Genomic DNA, 24,920 nt, shown 5'->3' with positions numbered 1-24,920 from the left:
CGAGCAGGGCCGGGTGGAGGCCGAAGCGGGCCGCGTCGCCGTGGGCGTGCTCCGGCAGGGCCACCTCGGCGAACAGCTCCTCGCCGCGCTGCCAGGCGGCCGTCAGGCCCTGGAAGACCGGCCCGTAGTGGTAGCCGGCGGCCGCGAGGTCCGGGTAGGCGTCGCCGACGGGAATCTCCTCGGCGCCCGTGGGGGGCCATTCGGTGAGCCCTTCCGCCCGCTCGGCCGCCGCCGGTGACAGCGTGCCTTCGGCATGGCGGGTCCAGGGCAGGTCGGGCTGGTCGTCGGGGCGCGAGTGGATCGCCACGGTCCGCCGGCCGCCGTCGTCGGCGGGACCGACCGCCACCTGGACGGCGATGCCGCCCCGGGCGGGGAGGATCAGCGGGGCTTGGAGGGTGAGTTCCTCCAGCAGTCCGCAGCCCAGCCGCTCGCCGGCCCGCACGGCCAGTTCCACGAAGCCGGTGCCGGGCAGCAGGATGCTGCCGAGGACGTCGTGGTCGGTGATCCAGCCGTGCGTGCTCGCCGACAGCCGGCCGGTGAGCACGGTGCCGCCCTCGTCGGGCAGTTCGACGGCCGCACGCAGCACGGGGTGGTCGAGCCCGACTTGCCCGGTCTCCGCCGTGCCACCGGCGGCGGCGGGGGCCGTCATCCAGAAGCGGGAGTGCTGGAAGGCGTACGTCGGCAGCTCTACGCGGCGGGCACCGGCGGGGGCGTAGAACGCCTCCCAGTCCACGGCCACCCCGCTCGTGTGCAGCTGCGCCAGAGCCGCGACGAGTGCCTCGGCCTCGGGGCGGCTGCGTCGCAGGGCCGGCACGAGGACGGCCTGGTCGGATACGACGCTCTGCGCGGCGAGGCCGGTGAGGATGCCGTCGGGCCCGATCTCCAGGAACCGGGTCACGCCCTGCCCCTCCAGCGCCCGCACCGCGTCCGCGAAGCGGACGACTTCGCGGACCTGGCCGACCCAGTACTCGGGCGACTGCCAGTCCGAGCACAGCTCACCGGTCACCGTGGAGACGACGGCCACGCGCGGCGCGGAGTACGTCAACGCGGCTGCGACGGCACGGAACTCGTCGAGCATCGGGTCCATCAGGGCCGAGTGGAAGGCGTGCGAGACGGACAGCTGGCTGGTCTTACGGCCGACCGCGGCAAAGTGCTCGCCGACGGCCAGAACGGCCGCTTCCGCACCCGAAATCACCACGGACTGCGGCCCGTTGACGGCGGCGACACCGACACCGTCGCCGAGGAACGGAAGAACGTCCTCCTCGGTGGCCTGCACGGCGAGCATCGCGCCACCGGCAGGGAGCTCCTGCATCAGCCGGCCCCGCGCGACGACCAGCCGGGCCGCGTCCGCCAGCGAGAACACACCCGCGACGTGCGCGGCGGCCAGCTCGCCGATCGAGTGACCGGCGACCAGGTCGGGCGTGACACCCCAGGCCTCCACCAGCCGGAAGAGAGCCACCTCGACCGCGAACAGCGCCGGCTGGGTGACCGCGGTGGCGTTCAGCGCGTCCGCGTCCTCACCCCACACCACGTCCTTGAGTGACCGCCCGAGGTGGAGGTCGACCTCCGCGCACACCGCGTCGAACGCGGCGGCGAAGGCGGGGAAGGCCTCGTACAGTTCCCGGCCCATCCCGAGGCGCTGCGCACCCTGGCCCGTGAACAGGAACGCCGTCGAACCCTTGGTCACCGTGCCGGTCAGCAGGCCGGGGTGCGGTTGCCCCTCGGCCAGTGCGGCGAGGGCCTCCGTGCGGGCGCCCACGACCACCGCCCGGTGCTCCATCACGCCGCGCGTGGTGGCGAGGCTGAGGCCGATGTCCTCGGGGCGGTGCGCGTCCGCCACGGCCAGCAGGCGTTCCGCCTGCCCGGCCAGGGCCCGCGGGGTCTTCGCCGACAGCAGCCACGGCACGGCCGGCAGCGCGGCCCGCGTCTCCGGCTCGGTCTCCGGCTCGTCCTGGGGTGCCTGCTCCACGATCACGTGGGCATTGGTGCCGCTCAGGCCGAAGGAGGAGATGCCGGCCCGGCGCGGCCGCCGGCCCGGGGCCTCCCAGTCCCGTGTCTCGGTGAGGAGCTCCACGTCGCCCGCCGACCAGTCGATCTGGTCCGACCGCTCCTGCGCGTGCAACGTGGGCGGCAGGACGCCGTGCCGCATCGCCATGACCATCTTGATCATCCCGGCGACACCGGCGGCGGCCTGGGTGTGGCCCATGTTGGACTTGATGGAGCCCAGCCAGAGCGGCTGTCCCTCCTCGCGTCCCTGGCCGTACGTGGCCAGCAGCGCCTGCGCCTCGATGGGGTCACCGAGACGGGTTCCCGTACCGTGCGCCTCGACCACGTCGACGTCGGCCGCCGACAGGCCCGCGTCGGCCAGCGCCTGGCGGATCACCCGCTGCTGCGCCGGCCCGTTCGGAGCCGTCAGACCGTTGCTGGCACCGTCCTGGTTCAGCGCGGAGCCCTTCACCACCGCCAGCACCCGGTGCCCGTTGCGCCGCGCGTCCGACAGCCGCTCCAGCAGCAGCACACCCGCACCCTCACCCCAGCCCGTACCGTCCGCGCCCGCACCGAACGACTTGCACCGCCCGTCCGGGGCCAGGCCGCGCTGCTCGCTGAAGTACACGAGCATGTCGGGGGTCGCCATGACGGTGACTCCGCCCGCGAGCGCCAGCGAGCACTCCCCGGACCGCAGGGCCTGGGCCGCCATGTGCAGGGCCACCAGGGACGACGAGCACGCCGTGTCGACGGTGACCGCCGGACCCTCCAGGCCCAGCGTGTAGGCGACGCGGCCGGAGACCAGGCTGCCCGCCGTGCCGCCTGCGTAGTCGTGGTACATCACACCGGCGTACACACCCGTCCGGCTGCCCTTGAGCGCGGCCGGGTCCACGCCCGCGCGTTCGAGCGCCTCCCAGGAGATCTCCAGCAGCAGCCGCTGCTGCGGGTCCATGGTCAGCGCCTCGCGCGGGGAGATCCCGAAGAACGCCGGGTCGAACGCGGCCGCGTCGTAGAGGAATCCACCGTCACGTGCGTACGACTTGCCCGGCACGCCCGGCTCGGGGTCGTAGACGCCGGGGTCCCAGCCCCGGTCGTCGGGCAGCGGGGCGATGGCGTCGACCCCGCCCGCGACGAGCTGCCAGAGCCCGTCGGGCGTGGTGACGCCGCCCGGATAGCGGCAGGCCATGCCGACGATCGCGATGGGGTCGTCGTCCGCGCCCCGGACGGCGGGTGCGGCGGGTGCGGGCGTGGCGTCCGGGGTGCCGTCGAGGACTTCGAGGATGTGGGCGGCGACCGCTCCGGCCGTCGGGTAGTCGAAGATCAGCGTGGCGGGCAGCCGCAGGCCGGTCTCCTTGTCGAGCCGGTTGCGCAGTTCGACGGCGGTCAGGGAGTCGAAGCCCAGTTCGTCGAAGGCGCGCCGCGGTTCGATTGCGTCGCCCGAGGCATGGCCCAGTACGGCGGCGATCTTCGTCCGGACGAGGCCGAGGACGGCGTCGGCGCGGTCGGCGCCGGTCAGCCCGGCGAGCCGGTCGCGCAGGGCCGGGGAGCCGCCCCGGGCGGCGGCGCGGCGGCCGGGGGTTCGGACGAGGCGGCGCAGCAGGGCGGGGGTGTCGTCCACGTGGGCGCGCAGGGCCGTGAGGTCCAGGCGTACGGGGACGCTCGCGGGCTCGCCGGATGCGAGGGCGGCGTCGAACAGGGCGAGGCCCTGCTCGGCGGAGACGGCCGGGGTGCCGGCCTGCCGCATCCGCTCCACTTCGGCCTCGCCGAGCTGCGTGCCCATGCCACCGGGGGTGTCCCAGAGGCCGAAGGCCAGGGAGGCGGCGGCGAGTCCGCCGGTGCGGCGGTGGGCGGCGAGGGCGTCGAGGAAGGAGTTCGCCGCGGCGTAGTTGGCCTGGCCGGTGGAGCCGAGGGTGCCGGCGAGGGAGGAGAAGAGGACGAACGCGGTGAGGTCGTGGCCCTGGGTCAGCTCGTGGAGGTGCCATGCCGCGTCGGCCTTGGGGGCGAGGACCGCGTCGAAGCGTTCGGGGGTGAGCGAGGTGAGCACGGCGTCGTCGAGCACGCCGGCGGCGTGCACGATCCCGCGCAGGGGGTGCTCCGGGTCGATCGCGTCCAGCACGGCGGCCAGCGCGGCCCGGTCGGCCACGTCGCAGGCGGCGACGGTGACGGTGGCGCCCGACCCGGCGAGTGCGGTGGTGAGTTCGGCGACTCCGGGGGCGTCCGGCCCGCGCCGGCCGACCAGCAGCAGTCGGCGCATTCCGTGCTCGGCGACCAGGTGGCGGGCGACGAGGGCGCCGAGGCCGCCGGTACCGCCGGTGATCAGCACCGTTCCGTCGGCGTCCCACACCGGCGGTGTCGCGGCGGCGGCCGCCCGGACCAGCCGGGGCACCGACACGCGGCCTCCGCGTACCGCGAACTCCGGTTCGCCGTCGGCCCCTACGCGGCCGAGGCCCTCGGTGCCGTCGGTGTCGACCAGGAGGAACCGGCCCGGGTTCTCGGCCTGCGCCGCCCGCACCAGACCCCACACGGGGGCCTGCCGTACGTCGACCGGATCGCCGTCGGCGACGGCCACCGCGCCCCAGGTGAGGAACACGAGGGACGCCCCGGCGAAGCGCGGGTCCGCGAGCCAGGCGTGCAGCACGCCGAGGACCCGGTGGGTGACCGCGTGCACCGCGTCCACCACGTCCTGCGCGTCCTCCGTCCCGGCGGCGCAGTCGAGGACGACCGTGCCCTCGACCGGGCCGCCGTCGGCGGGGAGGTCCTCCCAGCGCAGCCACTCCTCCGCCGCGGCCGGGTCGGTCGGCTGCCACGCGACGCGGTACAGCGGGTTCTCGGCGCGACCACCGGCCCGCGTGTCGTCCATCGCACGGCCGACGACCCCGCCGACCGCGGCGATCGGCGTGCCGTCGGCGTCGGCGAGCTCCAGCGACAGGCTCTGCGGGGTGGGCCGGGTGATCCGCACCCTGGCCTCCCCGGAACCCGCGGCGTACAGCCGGACGTCCTTCCACACGAACGGCAGGACCGTCGCGCCGCCGTCGTCCGCGCCGTCACCGGCGGCTCCGTCGACCATCGCGGCGTGCATCGCGGCGTCCAGCAGGGCCGGGTGCAGCCCGTACGCGTCCGCCGCCGTGTCCTGCGGCAGCACGACCTCGGCGTACAGCGCGCCGCCGTCCCGCCAGGCGGCCGTCAGGCCCTGGAAGGCGGGCCCGTAGGCGAGACCGCGCTCGCGCAGGGTCTCGTACGCGCCGTCGAGGGGCAGTGCGGCCGCGCCCGGCGGGGGCCAGGCGCTCAGGTCGAAGGCGGGCGCGTCCGCCCCCTCGGCCAGTACGCCCTCGGCGTGCAGGGTCCAGTCGGGTTCGCCCCCGTGCTCCGGGAGGCCCTCCGGGCGTGCGTACACGCCGACCGTCCGGCGTCCGGAGTCGTCGGGCGCCCCGACCACGATCTGTACGGCGACGGCGCCTTCCTCGGGGAGGACCAGCGGGGCGTGCAGGGCGAGTTCCTCCAGGACCTCGCAGCCCGCGTGGTCACCCGCGCGGATCGCCAGTTCCACGAATCCGGCGCCGGGGAAGAGGATCGCGTCGCGCACCACGTGGTCGCAGAGCCAGGGCTCGGCGGCGACGGCCAGCCTGCCCGTGAGGACCACCCCGCCGGAGTCGGCGAGGGAGACCACGGCACCGAGCAGGGGGTGCTGGGGCGTGGACAGCCCGGCGGGTGCCTGGCCGCCGGGGCGGAAGGCGTCGATCCAGTACCGGGTGCGCTGGAAGGGGTAGGTGGGCAGGTCGACGCGGCGGGCGCCGGCGGGGGCGTAGAACGCCTCCCAGTCGACCCGTACGCCGTCCACGTGGAGGTGGGCGAGGGCCGCGATCAGGGTCTCTGCCTCGGGGCGGTTGCGGCGGACGGCCGGTACGAGGACCCGCTCCTGGTCGGAGTCGAGGCTCTGCGCGGCGAGACCGGTGAGGATGCCGTCGGGCCCGATCTCCAGGAACCGCGTCACCCCCTGGCCCTCCAACGCCCGGACCGCATCCGCGAACCGCACCGCCTCACGGGCCTGACCGACCCAGTACTCGGACGACTGCCAGTCCGCACCGCAACGACCGGCCACCGTCGACACGACACCGAACTTGGGCTCCGCGTAGGAAAGTTCGGACGCCAGGGCGCCGAACTCGGCCAGCATCGGGTCCATCAGGGCCGAGTGGAAGGCGTGCGAGACGGACAGCCGGCTGGTCTTGCGACCGGCCGCCGCGAAGTGCCCGCCGACGGCCAGGACGGCCGCCTCGACGCCCGAAACCACGACGGACTGCGGCCCGTTCACCGCTGCGATACCGACTCCGCCGGTCAGCAGCGGCAGGACCTCGTCCTCGGCGGCCTGCACGGCCAGCATCGCGCCACCGTCAGGAAGCTCCTGCATCAGCCGGCCCCGCGCCACCACCAGCCGCGCCGCGTCCGCCAGCGAGAACACACCCGCGACGTGCGCGGCGGCCAGCTCACCGATCGAGTGACCGGCCACGACATCGGGCCGCACGCCCCACGCCTCCACGAGGCGGAACAACGCGACCTCGACCGCGAACAGCGCAGGCTGCGTCAACGCGGTGGCGTTCAACGCCTCCGCGTCCTCACCCCACACCACGTCCTTGAGTGACCGCCCGAGGTGGAGGTCGACCTCCGCGCACACCGCGTCGAACGCGGCGGCGAAGGCGGGGAAGGCCTCGTACAGTTCCCGGCCCATCCCGAGGCGCTGCGCCCCCTGGCCCGTGAACAGGAACGCCGTCCGGCCGCCCTGCCGGGCCTGGCCGGTGATCAGGGCCGGGTGTTCCTCGCCCGCCGCGAGGGCGGCGAGCGCGGCCGTGCGGTCGCCGACCACCACGGCGCGGTGCTCGAAGAGGGAACGGGTCGCCGCGAGGGAGTGGCCGACGTCGACCGGCTTCGGGTCACCGTCGCGCAGGGAGTCGAGCAGGCCGCGGGCCTGGTCGGCGAGGGCCTGCGGGGACCTCGCGGACACCGGCCAGGGGGCGGCCGCCACGCCCGCCGGCAGGGCGGGTGCGGGGGTTCCGTCGGCTTCCGGCTGCTCGGGGGCCTGTTCCACGATGACGTGGGCGTTGGTGCCGCTCAGGCCGAACGAGGAGATGCCCGCGCGCCGGGGCCGGCCGTCGGCCTGCCATTCCCGCGCCTCGGTGAGCAGGGCCACGTCGCCCACCGACCAGTCGACCTGGTCGGACGGGGCGTCCACGTGGAGGGTCTTGGGCAGTACCCCGTGCCGCATGGCCATGACCATCTTGATGATGCCCGCGACACCGGCGGCGGCCTGGGTGTGCCCGAAGTTGGACTTCACCGACCCCAGCCACAGCGGCCGGTCCTGCGGCCGCTTCCTGCCGTACGTGGCCAGCAGCGCCTGCGCCTCGATCGGGTCGCCCAGCCGGGTGCCCGTGCCGTGCGCCTCGACCGCGTCCACGTCGGCCGCCGTCAGACCCGCGTCGGCCAGCGCCTGGCGTATCACCCGCTGCTGCGCGGGGCCGTTGGGAACGGTCATGGCGCTGGACGCGCCGTCCTGGTTGACGGCGGAGCCGCTGACGAGGGCGAGGACCGGGTGGCCGTTGCGGCGCGCGTCGGAGAGCCGCTCCAGCAGCAGTACGCCCGCGCCCTCGCCCCACCCGGTGCCGTCGGCGGCCGCGGCGAACGGCTTGCACCGGCCGTCCGGGGCCAGTCCGCGCTGGCCGGAGAAGTACACGAGCATGTCCGGGGTGGACATGACGGTCACACCACCCGCCAGGGCCAGGTCGCACTCACCGGACCGCAGGGCCTGGGCGGCCATGTGCAGGGCCACCAGGGACGAGGAGCACGCCGTGTCCACGGTGACGGCGGGACCTTCCAGGCCCAGCGTGTAAGCGGTGCGGCCGGAGACGAAGCTGCCCGCGCTGCCGTCGGCGTAGTCGTGGTACATCACACCGGCGTACACGCCGGTCCGGCTGCCCTTGAGCCGGGTCGGGTCGACGCCCGCCCGCTCGACGGCCTCCCAGGAGATCTCCAGCAGCAGCCGTTGCTGGGGGTCCATGGTCAGCGCCTCGCGCGGGGAGATCCCGAAGAAGGCCGGGTCGAAGGCGGCGGCGTCGTAGAGGAACGCACCGTCGCGGGCGTACGTCTTGCCCGGCACGCCCGGCTCCGGGTCGTAGACGTCGGGGTCCCAGCCGCGGTCGGCGGGGAAGCCGGACACGGCGTCGGTGCCCTCGGCCACCAGCCGCCACAGGCCTTCGGGCGTGCCCGCGCCGCCCGGGTAGCGGCAGGCCATGGCCACGATCGCGACGGGGTCGTTGCCCGCCGCGGTCAGCCGTGCGTTCTCTTCGCGCAGTCGCTCGTTGTCCGTGAGTGACTTGCGCAGTGCCGCTACGACCTGTTCCACCGATGTGCTCACGTCATCCTCGAATTCCGGGTCGGTCCGGTCGGTTTCAGCTGGGTTCGCCGCCGGCCAAGGCGGCACGAATGAGGTCGTCCACGCCCATGTCCTCGATGGCCGCGCCCTGGTCCGGTGTCCCGGGAGCCGTGACCGGGGCCGCCGAGGCTGCCGCGGGGGCCGATACCGAGGCTCCGCGGACGCCCGCCGTGTCGCCTTCCGCCAGTCCGAGCAGGGCGTCGAGCAGCCCGGACTCGCGCAGTCGCGCGGCGGGGATGGACAGCAGGGCCCGCCTGATGCCGTCCTCGTCCAGGTGCGGTCCGGCGGCAGGGCTCGCGGGGTCCGTCCCTGGTTCCAGCTCTTCCAGCAGGAACCCGGCCAGGGCCGCCGAGTTGGGGTAGTCGAACATCAAGGTGGCGGGCAGGCGCAGCCCGGTCGCCTTCTGGAGCCGGTTGCGCAGCTCGATCGCGCCGAGCGAGTCGAGTCCGAGCTCGGTGAAGCCCCGGTCCGCTCCCACCCCTGCCGGGTCGCCGTGTCCGAGTACGGCCGCCGCGTGGCCCCGGACGAGTTCCTCCGCGTAGCGGACCCGCTCGGGTCCGGCGGGGAGGCCGGCGAGCTTGGCCCGGACGAGGGAGCCGGCGGTGTCGGCGGCGCCCGTCGCGGGCAGCGCCGCGGGCTTGGCGGTCGGGCGGGCGGGCGGCCCGGCGAGGGCGCGCAGCAGGGCCGGGATCTCGTCGGCACGTCGGGCCAGCGCCGCGCGGTCTAGCCGGACGGGGGCCAGCAGCGCCTCGTCCAGGGCGAGCGCCGCGTCGAACAGGGCCACGCCGTCGGTGAAGGACAGCTCCAGCACGCCCGAGCGGCTCATGCGGCGCAGGTCGGCCTCGGTGAGTTCGGGGCCCTCGCCCACGGTGCCTTCCCACAGGCCCCAGGCGAGCGAGGTGGCCGCGAGACCGGCGGCGCGGCGCTCGGCGGCCAGCGCGTCGAGGAAGACGTTCGCCGCCGCGTAGGTGGCCTGCCCGGCGGACAGGATCTGGCCGCCGGCCGAGGAGTACAGCACGAAGGCGGACAGGCCCAGGTCCTTCGTCAGTTCGTGCAGGTGCCAGGCGGCGTCGACCTTGGGCCGCAGCACCTTGCTGACCTGTTCCTTGGTGACGGCTCCGACCAGGGCGTTGTCCATCACCCCGGCGGCGTGCACGACGCCCGTGAGCGGGTGTTCGGCCGGGATCTCGTCCAGCAGCGCGGCCAGGGCGTAGCGGTCGGCCGCGTCGACGGCGACGATCCGTACGTGGGCTCCCGCCGCGGTGAGTTCCGCGCGCAGTTCGGCGGCGCCGGGGGCGTCCGCGCCGCGACGGCTGGTGAGCACGAGGTGGCGTACGCCCTGCGCGGTGACCAGGTGCCTGGCCAGGACCGCGCCCAGCAGACCGGTGCCGCCGGTGATCAGGACGGTTCCGTCCGGGTCCCACGCCGAGGGTTCGGCGGGCCGGCCGGGCGCCGCGACGTAGCGCGGTACGAGGATCTCCCCGCGCCGGACGGCGATCTCCGGTTCGGCGGAGGCCACGGCGGCGGCCAGTGCGGCCACCGACTCGGGCGCTCCGTCGAGGTCGACGACGGTGAAACGGCCCGGGTTCTCCGCCTGCGCGGCGCGCATGACACCCCACAGCGGTGCCTGTACGCAGTCCACGGGTTCCGCGCCCGGCCGGCCGGTGGGGACGGCGTTGCGGGTGACGAGGACCAGGCGGGAGTCGGCGGAGCGGGAGTCGGCGAGCCACTGCCCGAGCCCGTCGAGGAGCCGGCCCACGGAGGTGCGGACCTGCTCGGGCACCCCGGCGTTGGTGCCGAAGACGTCCGAGACGTCGGGCGCGGTCAGTACGACCACGTCGGGGACGCGCTGCTCGGCGGCGAGGTCGGCCAGGGAGGCGAGTGAGGCGAGTGAGGCGACCGGGCGCATGCCCGGCAGCCCGGCCCCGACCACCACCCAGTCGTCGGTGGCCGCGACCGGCCCGGGAGCCGGCTGGTGCGCCTGCCAGTCGATGCGGAACAGGGCTCCGTCGCCGCCCGATCCGTCACCCGCCAGCTGCTGCGGGGACACCTCGCGCACGACGAGCGCATCGACGGTGGCGACGGGCTCACCGGTGGGTGCGGTGATCCGCAGTGCGACGGCGTCGGGGCCCGGCTTGGTGAGGCGGACCCGCAGCGCGGACGCCCCGGTGGTGTGCAGCGTGACGCCGGTCCAGACGAAGGGCAGGGCGGCCCGGACGGGGCCGTCGGCGTCCTCGTCGAAGATGCGCTCGGCGTGCAGGGCGGCGTCGAGGAGGGCCGGGTGGAGGCCGAAGAGGGCGGCGTCGGTGCGGGCGTGGGCGGGGAGCGAGATCTCGGCGTACAGCTCGTCGCCGCGCCGCCAGGCCGCCGTGAGGCCCTGGAAGAGGGGGCCGTACCCGTAGCCGAGTCCGGCGAGGTCCTCGTACATCCCGCTGACGTCGACGGGCCGGGCCCCGGCCGGCGGCCACGCCTCCAGGTCGGGGACGGCGGCCGCCGGCTCCGGGGCGAGGACGCCGCGGGCGTTGCGGGTCCAGGGTGCGTCGGCCGGCAGGTTCTCGGCCCGCGAGTACAGGGCTACGTCGCGACGCCCGGAGCCGTCCGCCCCGCCGACGACCACCTGCACCGCGACCCCCGTCTTCCCGGGCAGCAACAGCGGCGTCTCCTGAGTGAGTTCCTCCAGCTGGGCGCAGCCCACCTCGTGGCCGGCGCGGAGCGCCAGTTCGACGTACGCGGTGCCGGGGAGCAGGACGCTGCCGTGAACGGCGTGGTCGGCCAGCCAGGGGTGGGTGGAGGTGGATATCCGGCCGGTGAGAACGGGGGCTCCGGTCTCCGGGGAGGCGAGTACGGCGCTGAGCAGCGGGTGCCCGGCGGCGGCCTGGCCCATCCCGGCCGCGTCGCCGACCGCGGCGGGAGCGTCGAGCCAGTAGCGGGTCCGGAGGAAGGGGTAGGTGGGCAGGTCGACGTGCCGGGCGCCGGAGCCGGCGAAGAACGCCTCCCAGTCGACGGGGACGCCCGTGGCGTGCAGCTGCCCGAGGGCGGCGATCAGGGTCTCGGGCTCGGGGCGGTTCTTGCGGAGGGCGGGTACGAGGACCGCCTGCTCGGAGTCCACACCCTGCTGCGCGAGACCGGTCAGGATGCCGTCCGGGCCGATCTCCAGGAAACGGGTCACTCCCTGCTGCTCCAGGGTCCGTACCGCGTCCGCGAAGCGGACGGCCTCGCGGACCTGACCGACCCAGTACTCAGGCGACTGCCAGTCCAGCGACAGCTCACCGGAGACGGTGGACACCACCGGGATCCGCGGCGCGGAGAACGTCAACCGGGAAGCGACGGCACGGAACTCGTCCAGCATCGGATCCATCAAAGCCGAGTGGAAAGCGTGCGAGACGGCCAGACGGCTGGTCTTGCGACCTTCGGCCGTGAAGTGCTCACCGACAGCCAGCACAGCAGCCTCGACACCGGAGACGACGACCGACTGCGGCCCGTTGACCGCAGCGATACCCACACCGTCGGTCAGGAGCGGCAGCACCTCTTCCTCGGTGGCCTGCACGGCGAGCATCGCCCCACCCGCAGGCAGCGCCTGCATCAAACGTCCCCGGCTCACGACGAGTTCGGCCGCGTCCGCCAGGGACAGCACCCCCGCCACATGGGCGGCGGCCAGCTCACCGATCGAATGCCCGGCGACGACATCGGGCTTCACGCCCCACGCCTCCACCAACCGGTAGAGAGAAACCTCCAGCGCGAACAGTGCGGGCTGCGTCAACGCGGTCGCATCGAGCGCGGCCGCATCCTCACCCCACACCACCTCCCGCAACGACCGACCCAAATGCCGGTCGACTTCTCCGCACACGGCGTCGAAGGCCTCGGCGAACACCGGGAACGCGTCATACAGCTCACGACCCATCCCCAGCCGCTGCGCCCCCTGCCCCGTGAAGAGGAACGCCGTCCGCCCACCGGCTCGCGCCGAGCCCCCTACGCCGTCCCCGGCGGCGACGGCGGCCAGGCCCCGCAGCGCGCTCTCGCGGTCGTGGGCGTCAGCTGCGACCACCGCGCGGTGTTCCAGCGCCGCCCGGCCCGTCGCGAGGGTACGGGCGACGTCGGTGAGGTCCAGCTCCGGTTCGGCGAGGAGCCGGGCGTGCAGTTCCTCGGCCTGGCGGGCCGGTGCCTGTGGGTCGGCTCCGGAGAGCAGCAGCGGCAGGGCCGGCAGGTCGGCCGCGCCCGCCTCGGTCGGGACGGCTTCCGGGGCCTCCTCCACGATGAGGTGGGCGTTGGTGCCGCTGAGGCCGAAGGAGGAGACGGTGGCCCTGCGCGGCCGGTCCGCGCGGCGGGGCCACGGCCGTGCCTCCGTGAGCAGGCGGACGTTGCCGGCTTCCCAGTCGACCTCGGGCGAGGGCTCGTCCACGTGCAGGGTCTTGGGCATCAGCCCGTTGCGCAGGGCCATCACCGACTTGATGACGCCGCTGACCCCGGCCGCGGCCTGGGCGTGTCCGATGTTGGACTTGATGGAGCCGAGCCACACCGGGTCGTCGGCGGGCCGCCCCTGCCCGTAGGTGGCGAGGAGGGCCTGTGCCTCGATGGGGTCGCCCAGCCGGGTGCCCGTGCCGTGGCCCTCGACGAGGTCCACGTCGGCGGTGGTCAGGCCGCCGGCGGCGAGGGCGCGCTGGATGACGCGCTGCTGCGAGGGCCCGTTGGGGGCGGTCAGCCCGTTGCTGGCACCGTCCTGGTTGATGGCGGAGCCGCGGATCACGGCGAGTACGTCGTGGCCGAGCCGCTGCGCGTCGGAGAGCCGCTCGACGAGGAGCAGGCCCACGCCCTCCGCCCAGCCGGTGCCGTCGGCGCCGCCCGCGAAGGCCTTGCAGCGGCCGTCGGCGGACAGGCCGCGCTGCTGGGCGAACTCGACGTAGATCTCGGGCGTCGACATGACGGTGACGCCTCCGGCGAGTGCCATGTCGACCTCGCCCCGCCGCAGTGCCTGGCAGGCCATGTGGAGGGCGACGAGCGAGGACGAGCATGCGGTGTCGACGCTGACGGCGGGGCCTTCGAGGCCGAGGGTGTAGGCGACGCGGCCGGTCAGGATGGAGGCCGCGGTGCCGTTGCCGAGGTAGCCGGCGACGTCGTCGGGGATGTGCTGGAGGCGGGAGCCGTAGTCGTGGTACATCACGCCGGCGTAGACGCCGGTCTGGCTGCCGCGCATGGCGGAGGGGTCGATGCCGGCGCGTTCGAAGGCTTCCCAGGCGGCTTGCAGGAGCAGTCGTTGCTGGGGGTCCATCGCGATGGCCTCGCGGGGGCTGATCCCGAAGAACGCCGGGTCGAACTCGGCGGCGTCGTAGAGGAATCCGCCTTCGCGGGCGTACGTCTTGCCGTGCAGACCGGGTTCCGGGTCGTAGAGGGCGTCGGTGTCCCAGCCGCGGTCGGCGGGGAAGTCGGCGATGGCGTCGCGGCCTTCGGCGACGAGGTCCCACAGGTCCTCGGCGGAGCGTACGCCGCCGGGGAAGCGGCAGCTGATGCCGACGATCGCGATGGGTTCGTCGTCGGCCAGGCCGACGGGGGCGGCCTGGGCGGTGGCCTGTCCGGGCTCGGCGCCGTCGTCGTCCTGGGCGAAGTGGTCCTGGGCGAGGTGCTCGGCGACGGCCCGGGTGTTCGGGTAGTCGAAGACGAGCGTGACGGGCAGCCGCAGTCCGGTGGCCGCGTTCAGCGCGTTGCGCAGTTCGACGGCGGCGAGCGAGTCGAAGCCGAGTTCCTTGAAGGCCCGGTCCGCTCCGACGCTGTCGGCGGAGTCGTGGCCGAGGACGGCCGCGACCTGGGTGGCGACCAGGTCGAGCAGGGCCCGGCCGCGTTCGGCGGCGGTGAGGCCGGCCAGCTTGCGGGCGAGGCCGTCCCCGCCGGGGGCGCTGTTCGCGGCGGCGCGCCGGGTCGTGGCCGGCCGTGCGACGGCGGCGCGCAGCAGCGGCGGGACGTCGGTGCCTCGGGCGTGCAGGGCGGTCGGGTCGAGGGGCAGCGGGGCGAGCAGGGCGTGCCGGGTGCGCAGGGCCTCGTCGAAGAGTTCGAGGCCGCGGCTCTCGGGCAGGGCGGGCAGGCCGAGCCGGTTCATCTTCTCGACGTCGGCGTCGGTGAGTTCGCCGCCGAGGCCGGTGTTGACGGCCCACAGCCCGTACGCGAGGGCGGTCGCGGGGAGTCCTGCGGCCTGCCGGTGGGCGGCGAGGGCGTCGAGGAAGACGTTGGCCGCCGCGTAGTTGCCCTGTCCGGCGGGCAGGACGAGTCCGCCCGCGGAGGAGAACAGGACGAACGCGGACAGGTCGAGGCCCGCGGTCAGCTCGTGCAGGTGCCAGGCGGCGTCTGCCTTGGGCCGCATGACGGTGTCCAGGCTGTCCGGGGTGAGCGCGGCGATCAGGCCGGGGTCGACGACGCCCGCGGCGTGGACGACGCCGGTGAGCGGGTGCTCGTCGGGGATCGCGGCGAGTACGCCGGCCAGTGCCGTGCGGTCGGCCGCGTCGCAGGCGGCGATGCGGACCTGCTCGGCGCCGGCCTCGATCAGCCGGTCGCGCAGTGCGGCGGAGCCGGGGGCGTCCATGCCGCGGCGGCTGGTGAGGACGAGGTGCCGGACGCCGTGGCGGGTGACGAGGTGGTGGGCCAGGCGGGCGCCGAGACCGCCGGTGCCGCCGGTGATCAGGACGGTGCCCCGGTCGTTCCAAGGGGCGTCGGCCTCGGGGACGGCGGTCCTGACGAGCCTCGGGGTGAGGAAGCGGCCTTCGCGCAGGGCGAGTTCGGGCTCGCCCTGCTCCAGGGCCAGCGCCACGAGGGCGGGGTCGACGTCGGTGGGGGCGGTGTCCTCGGCGGGGTCGGTGTCGAGCAGGACGATCCGGCCCGGGTTCTCGGCCTGCGCCGCCCGGACCAGGCCCCACACGGGCGCCTGGGTCAGGTCCGGGGCGCTGGCGGCGCCGGTGGCGACCGCGCCGCGGGTGACGACGACCAGGGTGGAGCTGCCGAACCGCTCGTCGGCCAGCCAGGACTGCACCAGGCTGAGCACGTACGAGGTGACCGTGCGGGCGGCGTCGGGCACCGGCTGGCCGGCCGGGGTGGGGCAGACGGCCAGGACCACGGCCGGGGTGTCGGCGTGGATGGCCAGCCCGTACTCGTCGAGGACCACGGCGGAGGACTCGGCGGGCCGGGCCGCCGCCGGGAGGGTGGTCCACTCGATGTGCTGGAGGTCGTCGGTGAGGACGCCGTCGGCCGGCTCCAGCTGCTCGGCGGAGACGGGCCGGCAGATCAGCGACGCGACGGTCATCACCGGGCGGCCTGTCTCGTCGGCGACGACCATCGCCGACTCCTCGGCGCCACGGATGCGGCGTACGTACACGCGCAGTGCGCCGGCCCCGGCGGCGTGCAGCGACACGCCGCTCCAGGCGAACGGCAGCAGCGCTTCGGTTCCGCCCTCGCCCTGGTCGACCAGGACGTCGACGTGCATGGCGGTGTCGAGGAGGGCGGGGTGCATCCCGTACTCGACGGCTTCGGCGCGCACCGTGTCGGGCAGTTCGACCTCGGCGAACAGTTCGTCACCGCGCCGCCAGGCGGCCTTGAGGCCCTGGAAGGCGGGGCCGTATCCGTAGCCGCGCTCGCGCAGCCGCTCGTAGGCGCCGTCGACCTCGACGGGGGTGGCGCCGCGCGGCGGCCACTGCGTCAGGTCGGCGTCGACCTGTGGGGGTGCGCCGGTGGCGAGGAAGCCGGTGGCGTGGCGGGTCCAGGACTCCGCGGGGGCGTCGTCCAGGCGGGAGTGGATGTGCAGGGCGCGGCGGCCCGAGGCGTCGGGGGCGCCGGCGGCGACCCGCAGGGCGGCTCCGCCGTGCGCGGGCAGGACGAGCGGCGCCTCCAGCGTCAGCTCCTCCAGGAGGTCGCAGCCCACCTCGTCGCCGAGGCGTACGGCGAGCTCCACGAAACCGGTGCCGGGGAGCAGGATCGCGCCGTGCACCCCGTGGTCGCCGACCCACGGCTGTCCGGCGGCCGACAGCCGTCCGGTGAGGACGACGGAACCCGACTCGGGCGAGAACACGGCCGCGCTGAGGAGCGGGTGGGCGATCGGGTCGAGGCCGGCGGAGCCGACGTCGCCGGTGTGCGCGGGTACGTCGAGCCAGTAGCGCTTGCGCTGGAAGGCGTACGTGGGCAGGTCCACGAGCGGGCCGGTGCGCCCGGTGCGGCCGAGGACGGCGGGCCAGGCGACGGTGGTGCCGCGGGCCCAGGCCGCTCCGATGCCGGTCAGCACCTCGCGTGCCTCGTCGCGGTCGCGGCGCAGCAGGGCGACGAAACCGGTGTCCTCGCCGGTGGCCGAACCCGTTCCGAGGGCGGTGAGGACGGCGTCGGGGCCGATCTCCAGGAAGGTGCGTACGCCGAGCGCCTCGGCGCGGCGGACGGCGTACGCGAAGCGGACCGGCTCGCGGACCTGGCCGACCCAGTACTCGGGCGACCGCCAGTCCTCGCAGAGCTCACCCGTCACGGTGGAGACGACGGCCACGCGCGGAGCGGAGTACGTCAATGCGCCCGCAACGGCACGGAACTCGTCGAGCATCGGGTCCATCAGGGCCGAGTGGAAGGCGTGCGAGACGGACAGCCGGCTGGTCTTGCGACCGGCCGCCGCGAAGTGCTCGCCGACGGCCAGGACGGCCGCCTCGACGCCCGAAACCACCACGGACTGCGGCCCGTTGACCGCTGCGATACCGACTCCGCCGGTCAGCAGCGGCAGGACCTCGTCCTCGGCGGCCTGCACGGCCAGCATCGCGCCACCGGCAGGAAGCTCCTGCATCAGCCGGCCCCGCGCCACGACCAGCCGGGCCGCGTCCGCCAGCGAGAAGACGCCCGCGACGTGCGCGGCGGCCAGCTCACCGATCGAGTGACCGGCCACGACATCGGGCCGCACGCCCCACGCCTCCACGAGGCGGAACAACGCGACCTCGACCGCGAACAGCGCCGGCTGGGTGACCGCGGTGGCGTTCAACGCGTCCGCGTCCTCACCCCACACCACGTCCTTCAACGACCGCCCGAGATGGACGTCCACTTCCGCGCACACCGCGTCGAACGCGGCCGCGAACTCCGGGAAGGCCTCGTACAGTTCCCGGCCCATCCCGAGGCGCTGCGCACCCTGCCCCGTGAACAGGAACGCCGTCTTTCCGTCCTGGGCCGCGCCCGCACCGGCGAGCAGTTCCAGCGAGCGGGAGAGTTCGGCGCGGTCGGCGCCCAGGGCGACGGCGCGGTGTTCCAGTGCGGCGCGGCCGGTGGTCAGCGTGTGGGCGGCGGCGGTCAGTTCCTCGTCGGTGAGGCCGCCGAGGCGCTCCCGCAGGCGGTCGGCCTGGGCCCGCAGGGCCTCGGGGGTGGCGCCGGAGACGACCCACGGCACGGCGGGGAGCGTTGCTTCCGGTTCGGCGTCGAGGGCCGGCGCCTGTGGCGCCTGCTCGATGATGACGTGGGCGTTGGTGCCGCTGATGCCGAACGAGGAGATGCCGGCCCGGCGGACTCCGCCGCGGGCGACCCAGTCGCGGGCCTCGGTGAGGAGTTCCACGTCGCCCGCCGACCAGTCGACCTGGTCCGAGGGCGTTTCGGCGTAGAGGGTCCGCGGCAGGACGCCGTGGTCCATCGCCAGGACCATCTTGATGATCCCCGCGACGCCGGCGGCGGCCTGGGTGTGGCCCATGTTGGACTTGATGGAGCCGAGCCACAGCGGCTCGCCCTCGGGGCGTTCCCGGCCGTAGGTCTCCAGCAGGGCCTGCGCCTCGATGGGGTCGCCGAGGCGGGTGCCCGTACCGTGCGCCTCGACCACGTCGACCTCGGCGGCCGACAGACCCGCGTCCGCCAGCGCCTGGCGGATCACCCGCTGCTGGGCGGGACCGTTCGGCGCGGTCAGACCATTGCTCGCACCGTCCTGGTTGAGCGCCGAACCCCTGACCACGGCCAGCACGCGGTGACCGTTGCGCCGCGCGTCCGACAGCCGCTCCAGCAGCAGCACACCCGCACCCTCACCCCAGCCGGTGCCGTCGGCACCCTCACCGAAGGACTTGCAGCGGCCGTCGGAGGCGAGTCCGCGCTGGCGGCTCATGTCGAGGAAGGTGTCCGGGGTGGACATGATGGTGACGCCGCCGGCGAGGGCCAGGGAGCATTCGCCGGAGCGCAGCGAACGCGCGGCCATGTGCAGGGCGACCAGTGAGGAGGAGCAGGCCGTGTCGACGCTGACCGCGGGGCCTTCGAGGCCCAGTGCGTAGGCGACGCGTCCGGAGACGACGCTGGCGAGGCTGCCGTTGCCGTGGTAGCCGGCCACGTCCTCGGGGAGCGGGCCGAGCCGCAGGCCCCAGTCGTGGTACATGACGCCGGCGAAGACGCCGGTGCTGCTGCCCTTGACGGACCGGGGGTCGATCCCGGCGCGTTCGAAGGTCTCCCAGGCGACTTCGAGGAGGAGCCGCTGTTGCGGGTCCATGGCCTGGGCCTCGCGGGGGCTGATCCCGAAGAACGCGGGGTCGAACTGGGCGGCGTCGTAGAGGAAGCCGCCCTCGGTGGAGTAGGTCTTGCCGGGCTTGCCGATCTCCGGGTCGTAGAGGTCGGCGGCCCAGCCGCGGTCGGTGGGGAACGGGCCGATGGCGTCGGAGCCCTCGGCGACGAGCTGCCACAGTTCCTCGGGCGAGGAGACGCCGCCGGGGTAGCGGCAGGCCATGCCGACGATCACGACCGGGTCGTCGGAGGCGGCGGCGGAGCCCGCGCCCGCCGCGGGCCGGGTCTCGGCGGCCGCGGGGGCGGCCGCGCCGAGCAGCTTGGTGACGAGGTGCTCGGCCAGGGCGGTGGCCGTCGGGTAGTCGAAGGTCAGGGTGGCGCTGAGCCGCAGACCGGTCGCGGTGGAGAGGCGGTTGCGCAGTTCCACGGCGGCCAGGGAGTCGAAGCCGGTCTCGGTGAACGCGCGGGTGGCGGTGACCTCTTCGGCGCTCTGGTAGCCGAGGACGGCCGCGGCTTCGGTGCGGACCAGCAGCAGGACGGTGGCCAGGCGGTCGGCGGCGCCGAGTCCGGCGAGCTGGGCGGCGAGGGGTGCCGGTCCGGTGGCCGGGCCGGTGACGGCCGGACCGGCCGCGGCGGTGGGGCGGCGCACGGGGGTGCGCACGAGGGCCCGCAGCAGGGTCGGGACGCCGTCGCCGCGGCCGCGCACGGCGCGGTGGTTGACCCGTACGGGAACCACGGCCGGCTCGTGTCCGGCGAGCGCCGCGTCGAGCTGGGCGAGGTTCTCCTCGAAGGACAGGGAATCCAGGCCGAGGCGCTCGATGCGGGTGAGGGCTACGGCGTCGAGGGTGGCGCCCATGCCGGCGTCGCCGGCCCACAGGCCCCAGGCGAGGGAGGTGACGACCTGCCCGGCGGCGGCGCGGCGGGCGGCGAGGGCGTCGAGGAAGAGGTTCGCGGCGGCGTAGTTGGCCTGGCCGGCGCCGTCGAGGACGGTGGAGGCGGAGGAGAACAGGACGAACGCGGTGAGGTCGAGGTCCGCGGTCAGCTCGTGCAGGTTCCAGGCCGCGTCGACCTTGGGGCGCAGCACGGTGTCGAGCCGGGCGGGGTCGAGGGAGCCGACGAGCCCGTCGTCGATGACTCCGGCCGCGTGCACGACGGCGGTGAGCGGGTGCCGCTCCGGGATGGCGGCGAGCAGCGCCGCGAGGGCGTCCCGGTCCGCGGCGTCGGTGGCGCTGATGTCGGCGTCGGCGCCCAAATCCGCAAGTTCTGCCAGCAGTTCCCGGGCGCCGGGGGCGTCGGGGCCGCGCCGGCTGGTGAGCAGCAGGTGGCGTACGCCGTGGTGGCGTACGAGGTGGCGGGCGAGTGCGGCGCCGACGCCTCCGGTGCCGCCGGTGATCAGCACGGTGCCGGCCGCGTCCCACGGGGAGGGCCGGTCCTCGCCGGAGGCGGATGCGGGGACGGGGGCGAGTCGGGGAACGTACGCCTCGGCTGCGCGCAGGGCGAGTTCGGGTTCCTGCGCGGCGGCGGCCAGTGCCCGGCCGAGGTGCTCTTCTCCCGCCGGGTCGGTGTCCACGAGGACGAAGCGGCCGGGGTTCTCCGCCTCGGCGGAGCGTACGAGTCCCCAGACGGGCGCCTGCGCGAGGTCCACGTCGGTGCCGGGTACGGCGACGCCCCGGCGGGTGACGACCACGAGGCGGGAGTCGGCGTACCGGTCGTCGGCCAGCCAGTCCTGTACGACGGCCAGCGCGTCGGCGGTGACGGCCCGGACGGCGGCGGGCAGGTCCCCGGGCGGAGTCGGGAGGGTGAGGTGGACGACGTACGGCGCGGGGGCGTCCTCGGCGCGGGCCGTGAACGCGACCGTCTCCGCCGGGAGTGCGAGCGGGTTCCACTGCACGCGCAGCAGCGGGTCGGGGCGGTCGCCCGCGAGCTGGTCCGCCGTGACGGCCCGCAACAGCAGGGATTCGACCCGGGCGACGGGCGCGCCGTCGGGACCGGTGACGTCCACGGCGAGTTCCTCGCGGCCGCGCGCGGTGATCCGTACCCGTACAGCGGCCGCGCCGGAGGCGTGGAGGGTGACGCCGTTCCAGGAGAACGGGATCCAGGTGCCTTCGGGCCGGTTGCCCCGGGCGGCCAGGGCGTGGTCGGCGGGGTGCAGGGCTGCGTCGAGCAGGGCCGGGTGCAGTCCGAAGGCGGCGGCCTCGGCGCGGGCGGGCTGCGGGAGTTCCACGTCCGCGAACACCTGGCCGTCGAGGAGCCAGGCGGCGCGGACCCCGTGGAAGGAGGGCCCGTAGCCGTAGCCTTCGGCGGCCATGTCGCCGTACAGGCCGGAGACGTCCAGCGGCACGGCGCCCGCCGGGGGCCACGCCCCGTCCGGGGATGCGGCGGCCGCGGCGGGGGCCGCGGGGGCCAGGACGCCGGTGGCGTGGCGGACCCAGCCGTCCTCGGCGGCGTCGGCGCTGTCGGTGCGGGAGTGGCACTCGATGGTCCGGCGGCCCGCCGCGTCCGGGGCGGCGATCAGCACCTGGAGGGCGACTCCGCCCGTCTCGGGCAGTACCAGCGGCGCGTGCAGGGTCAGTTCCTCGACCAGCGCGCAGCCGGTCTCCGCGCCGGCGCGCAGGGCGAGTTCCACGAAGGCGGTGCCCGGCAGCAGGGTGGTGCCGGCGATGGTGTGGTCCGCGATCCACGGGTGGGTGCGCAGCGAGAGGCGGCCGGTGAGTACGGTGCTGCCGGCGCCGGCGACGTCGACCACCGAGCCGAGCAGCGGGTGCTGCGCGGCGAGCTGGCCCAGTCCCGAGGGGTCCCCGGTGGTGGTGTCCCGGGTCAGCCAGTACCGCTTGGGGCGGAAGGCGTAGGTGGGCAGGCCCTCGACGCGGCGGGTGGGGCGGCCCTCGTACACGGCGTCCCAGTCCAGCCGGGCGCCCCGCGCGTGGGCGAGGGCGGCGGCGCCGAGCGCCTCGCGGACCTCGTCCTTCCCGGCGCGCAGCAGCGGCGCGAAGACGGTGTCGGCTTCCCGCTCCTCGGGCAGGCAGTCGCGGCCGAGCGCGCTGAGGACGCCGTCGGGGCCCAGCTCCAGGAAGGTGCGGGCGCCCCCGTCGGCGGCCAGCCAGGTGAGGGCGTCGGCGAAGCGGACGGCCTCGCGGACGTGGCCGGTCCAGTAGTCGGGGGAGCAGAGCTCTTCGGAGGTGGCCGGGCGGCCGGTGACGGTGGAGACGAGGGGGATGGTCGGCGGGGCGTAGTGGAGGATGCCCGCGATGCGCCGGAATTCGGCGAGCATCGGTTCCATGAGCGGGGAGTGGAAGGCGTGGCTCACGTGCAGCCGCTTGGTCTTGCGTCCCATGGCGGCGAAGTGGTCGGCGAGGGCCAGCGCGGCGTCCTCCTCGCCGGAGATCACCAGGGCGTCGGGGCCGTTGACGGCGGCGATGGCCACGCGGGGGTGTTCGCCGAGGAGGGGCAGGAGTTCCGCCTCGGTGGCCCGGATGGCGATCATGGCTCCGCCCGGGGGCAGTTCCTGCATCAGCCGGCCGCGGGCGGCGACGAGGGTGGCGGCGTCCTCCAGGGTGAGGACGCCCGCGACGTGCGCGGCGGCGATCTCGCCGATCGAGTGGCCGGCCACGAAGTCGGGGCGTACGCCCCAGGACTCGACGAGCCGGAACAGGGCGACCTCGACGGCGAACAGGGCGGTCTGCGCGTAGCGGGTCTCGTCCAGCAGCGCGGCGGCGTCCGAGCCGGGGGCGGCGAACAGGACGTCCCACAGGGACGTGTCGAGCTGGAGGTCGAGCCAGCCGATGGCGTCGGCCATGGCGTCCGCGAACACCGGGTGGGCGTCGTACAGCTGCCGGCCCATGGCGAGGCGCTGGCTGCCCTGGCCGGTGAAGAGGAAGGCGAGCCGTCCGGCGGGCAGGGTGCCCGTACGGGTGGCGGAAGTGGTCCCTCCGGCGGCGAGGGCGTGCAGCCCTTCGAGGAGTTCGGCGCGGTCGGCGGCGAGGACGGTGGCGCGGTGTTCGAGGGCGGCGCGGCCGGTGCCGAGGGCGTGGCCGAGGTCGTCGGGGGTGAGGCCGGGGCGGTCGGCGAGGAAGGCGGCCAGCCGCTCGGCCTGGGCGCGCAGGCCGTCCTCGGAGCGGGCGCTGACGGGCACGAGGGCGGGCCGCGCGGGGGCCTTCGGGGGCACTTCGGCGTCGGGGTCCGGGCCGGAGGTCTGCGTGGGCGCGGCGGCGGCCTGCGTGGGCGCGCCTTCTGCGGCCCGGTCCGGTCCTTCGGCGGCGCGGTCCGCGACGACGGCCCGGTCGGCGGCAGCAACCCGGTCCTCGCCGGCGGTTCCGGCGTCCGGCTCCGGTGCGCGCGGCGCTTCCTCCACGATCACGTGGGCGTTCGTCCCGCTGATGCCGAAACCGGAGACTCCGGCCCGGCGGGGCCGCTCGCCGTTCACGGGCCACGGGACGGGCTCGGTGAGCAGACGGACGGTGCCCGCGGACCAGTCGACGTTGCCGGTGGGCTCGTCGACGTTCAGCGTCTTCGGCAGTACGCCGTGCCGCATCGCCATGATCATCTTCATCAGCCCGGCGACACCGGCCGCGGCCTGCGTGTGCCCCAGGTTGGACTTGACCGACCCCAGCCACAGCGGCCGGTCCTCGGACCGCTCCCGCCCGTAGGTCTCGATCAGCGCCCGGGCCTCGATGGGGTCGCCGAGCGTGGTGCCGGTGCCGTGCGCCTCCACCGCGTCCACCTCGGCGGCGGACAGCCCGGCGTCGGCGAGGGCCTGCAGGATGACGCGCTGCTGCGCGGCGCCGCTGGGGGCGGTGAGGCCGTTGCTGGCGCCGTCCTGGTTGACGGCCGTACCCCGGATGACGGCGAGGACCTGGTGGCCGTTGCGCCGGGCGTCGCTGAGGCGTTCCACGACGAGCAGGCCGACCCCCTCCGCGAAGGAGGTGCCGTCGGCGCCCGCCGCGAAGGCCTTGATCTGCCCGTCGGGGGCGAGGCCGCGCTGCCGGCTGAACTCGGTGAACAGGCCGGGGGTGCTCAGTACGGTGACGCCGCCGGCCAGGGCCAGGGAGCATTCGCCGCGGCGCAGCGACTGCACGGCCAGGTGCAGGGAGACCAGCGAGCCGGAGCAGGCGGTGTCGACGGTCAGCGCCGGGCCCTCCAGGCCGAGCGCGTACGCGACGCGGCCCGAGGTGACGCTGAGGGCGCCGCCGGTGACGAGGTACCCGGTCAGGGAGTCGGGGGCGTCCTGCACACGCGGCCCGTACTCGGAGGGGCCGGCGCCTATGAAGACGCCGGTGCGGGTGCCGCGCAGGGAGGTGGGGTCGAGCCCGGTCCGCTCCAGCGCCTCCCAGGCCGTCTCCAGCATCAGCCGCTGCTGGGGGTCCATGGCCAGCGCCTCGCGCGGGCCGATCCCGAAGAACTCGGCGTCGAAGTCGGGGGCGTCGTGGAGGAAGCCGCCGGTGCGGGTGTAGCAGGTGCCGGGGGTGGCGGGGTCGTCGTCGAAGAGGGCGTCGAGGTCCCAGCCGCGGTTGTCGGGGAAGGGCCCCACGGCGCTGGCGCCCCGGGAGACGAGGTCCCACAGCTCCTCGGCGGAACGCACACCGCCGGGGAAGCGGCCGCTGATGCCGACGACGGCGATGGGCTCGCCGTCGTGGCGCGGGGAGGCCTGGGCCTGGGCTTCGGCGGCGCGCGGCGCGGGGGGCCCGGCGGGAGCGCCGAGCAGTTCCGTGCGCACGTACGCGGCGAGCAGTTCGGGGCTCGGGTGGTCGAACGCGGCGGTCACGGGCAGGGCCAGGCCCGTCGCGGCGTTGATCCTGGCGTGCAGGTCGACCATGCCGATGGAGTCCAGGCCGAGTTCCTTGAAGGAGGTCCCGATCGTGACCACGGGCTCGGTGTCGGGCCTGGCCTTGCGGAGGATCTCGGCGGTCTGCGCGCAGACGAGGTCGAGCAGCAGCCTCGTCTGCTCGCCCTGCGGGAGTCCGGCCAGCCGGCCGGCCGGCTCGGCCCCCGGGCGGACGTCCGCGCCGGACGGTTCATCAGCGACAGGATCGAAGCCCGCGGACATCTGCAC

The 24,920-nt window shown here is 75.2% G+C and carries 2 protein-coding genes (1 of these 2 running past the window's edge); both read right to left on the bottom strand.

Features of this window, described 5'->3' with window-relative positions; genetic code table 11:
* Nucleotides 1–8,455: the 5' portion of an SDR family NAD(P)-dependent oxidoreductase gene (locus tag OHA81_RS24980; protein WP_443056658.1), read on the bottom strand. Its footprint begins 2,114 nt before the window's first position; only the first 8,455 of its 10,569 coding nucleotides appear in the window; its start codon is at nucleotides 8,453–8,455; the stop codon falls past the left edge of the window.
* Nucleotides 8,424–24,920 carry a type I polyketide synthase gene (locus OHA81_RS24975; protein WP_443056657.1) on the bottom strand — a complete coding sequence of 5,499 codons (16,497 nt, stop codon included), beginning with the start codon at nucleotides 24,918–24,920 and terminating at the stop codon, nucleotides 8,424–8,426. Before OHA81_RS24975 ends, OHA81_RS24980 begins: the two co-directional genes overlap by 32 nt.

Source organism: Streptomyces sp. NBC_00667 (assembly GCF_036226825.1).
Lineage (GTDB): Bacteria > Actinomycetota > Actinomycetes > Streptomycetales > Streptomycetaceae > Streptomyces.
Note: the sequence above shows the minus strand (reverse complement) of the source record. Positions and strands in the feature narration are given on the sequence as shown.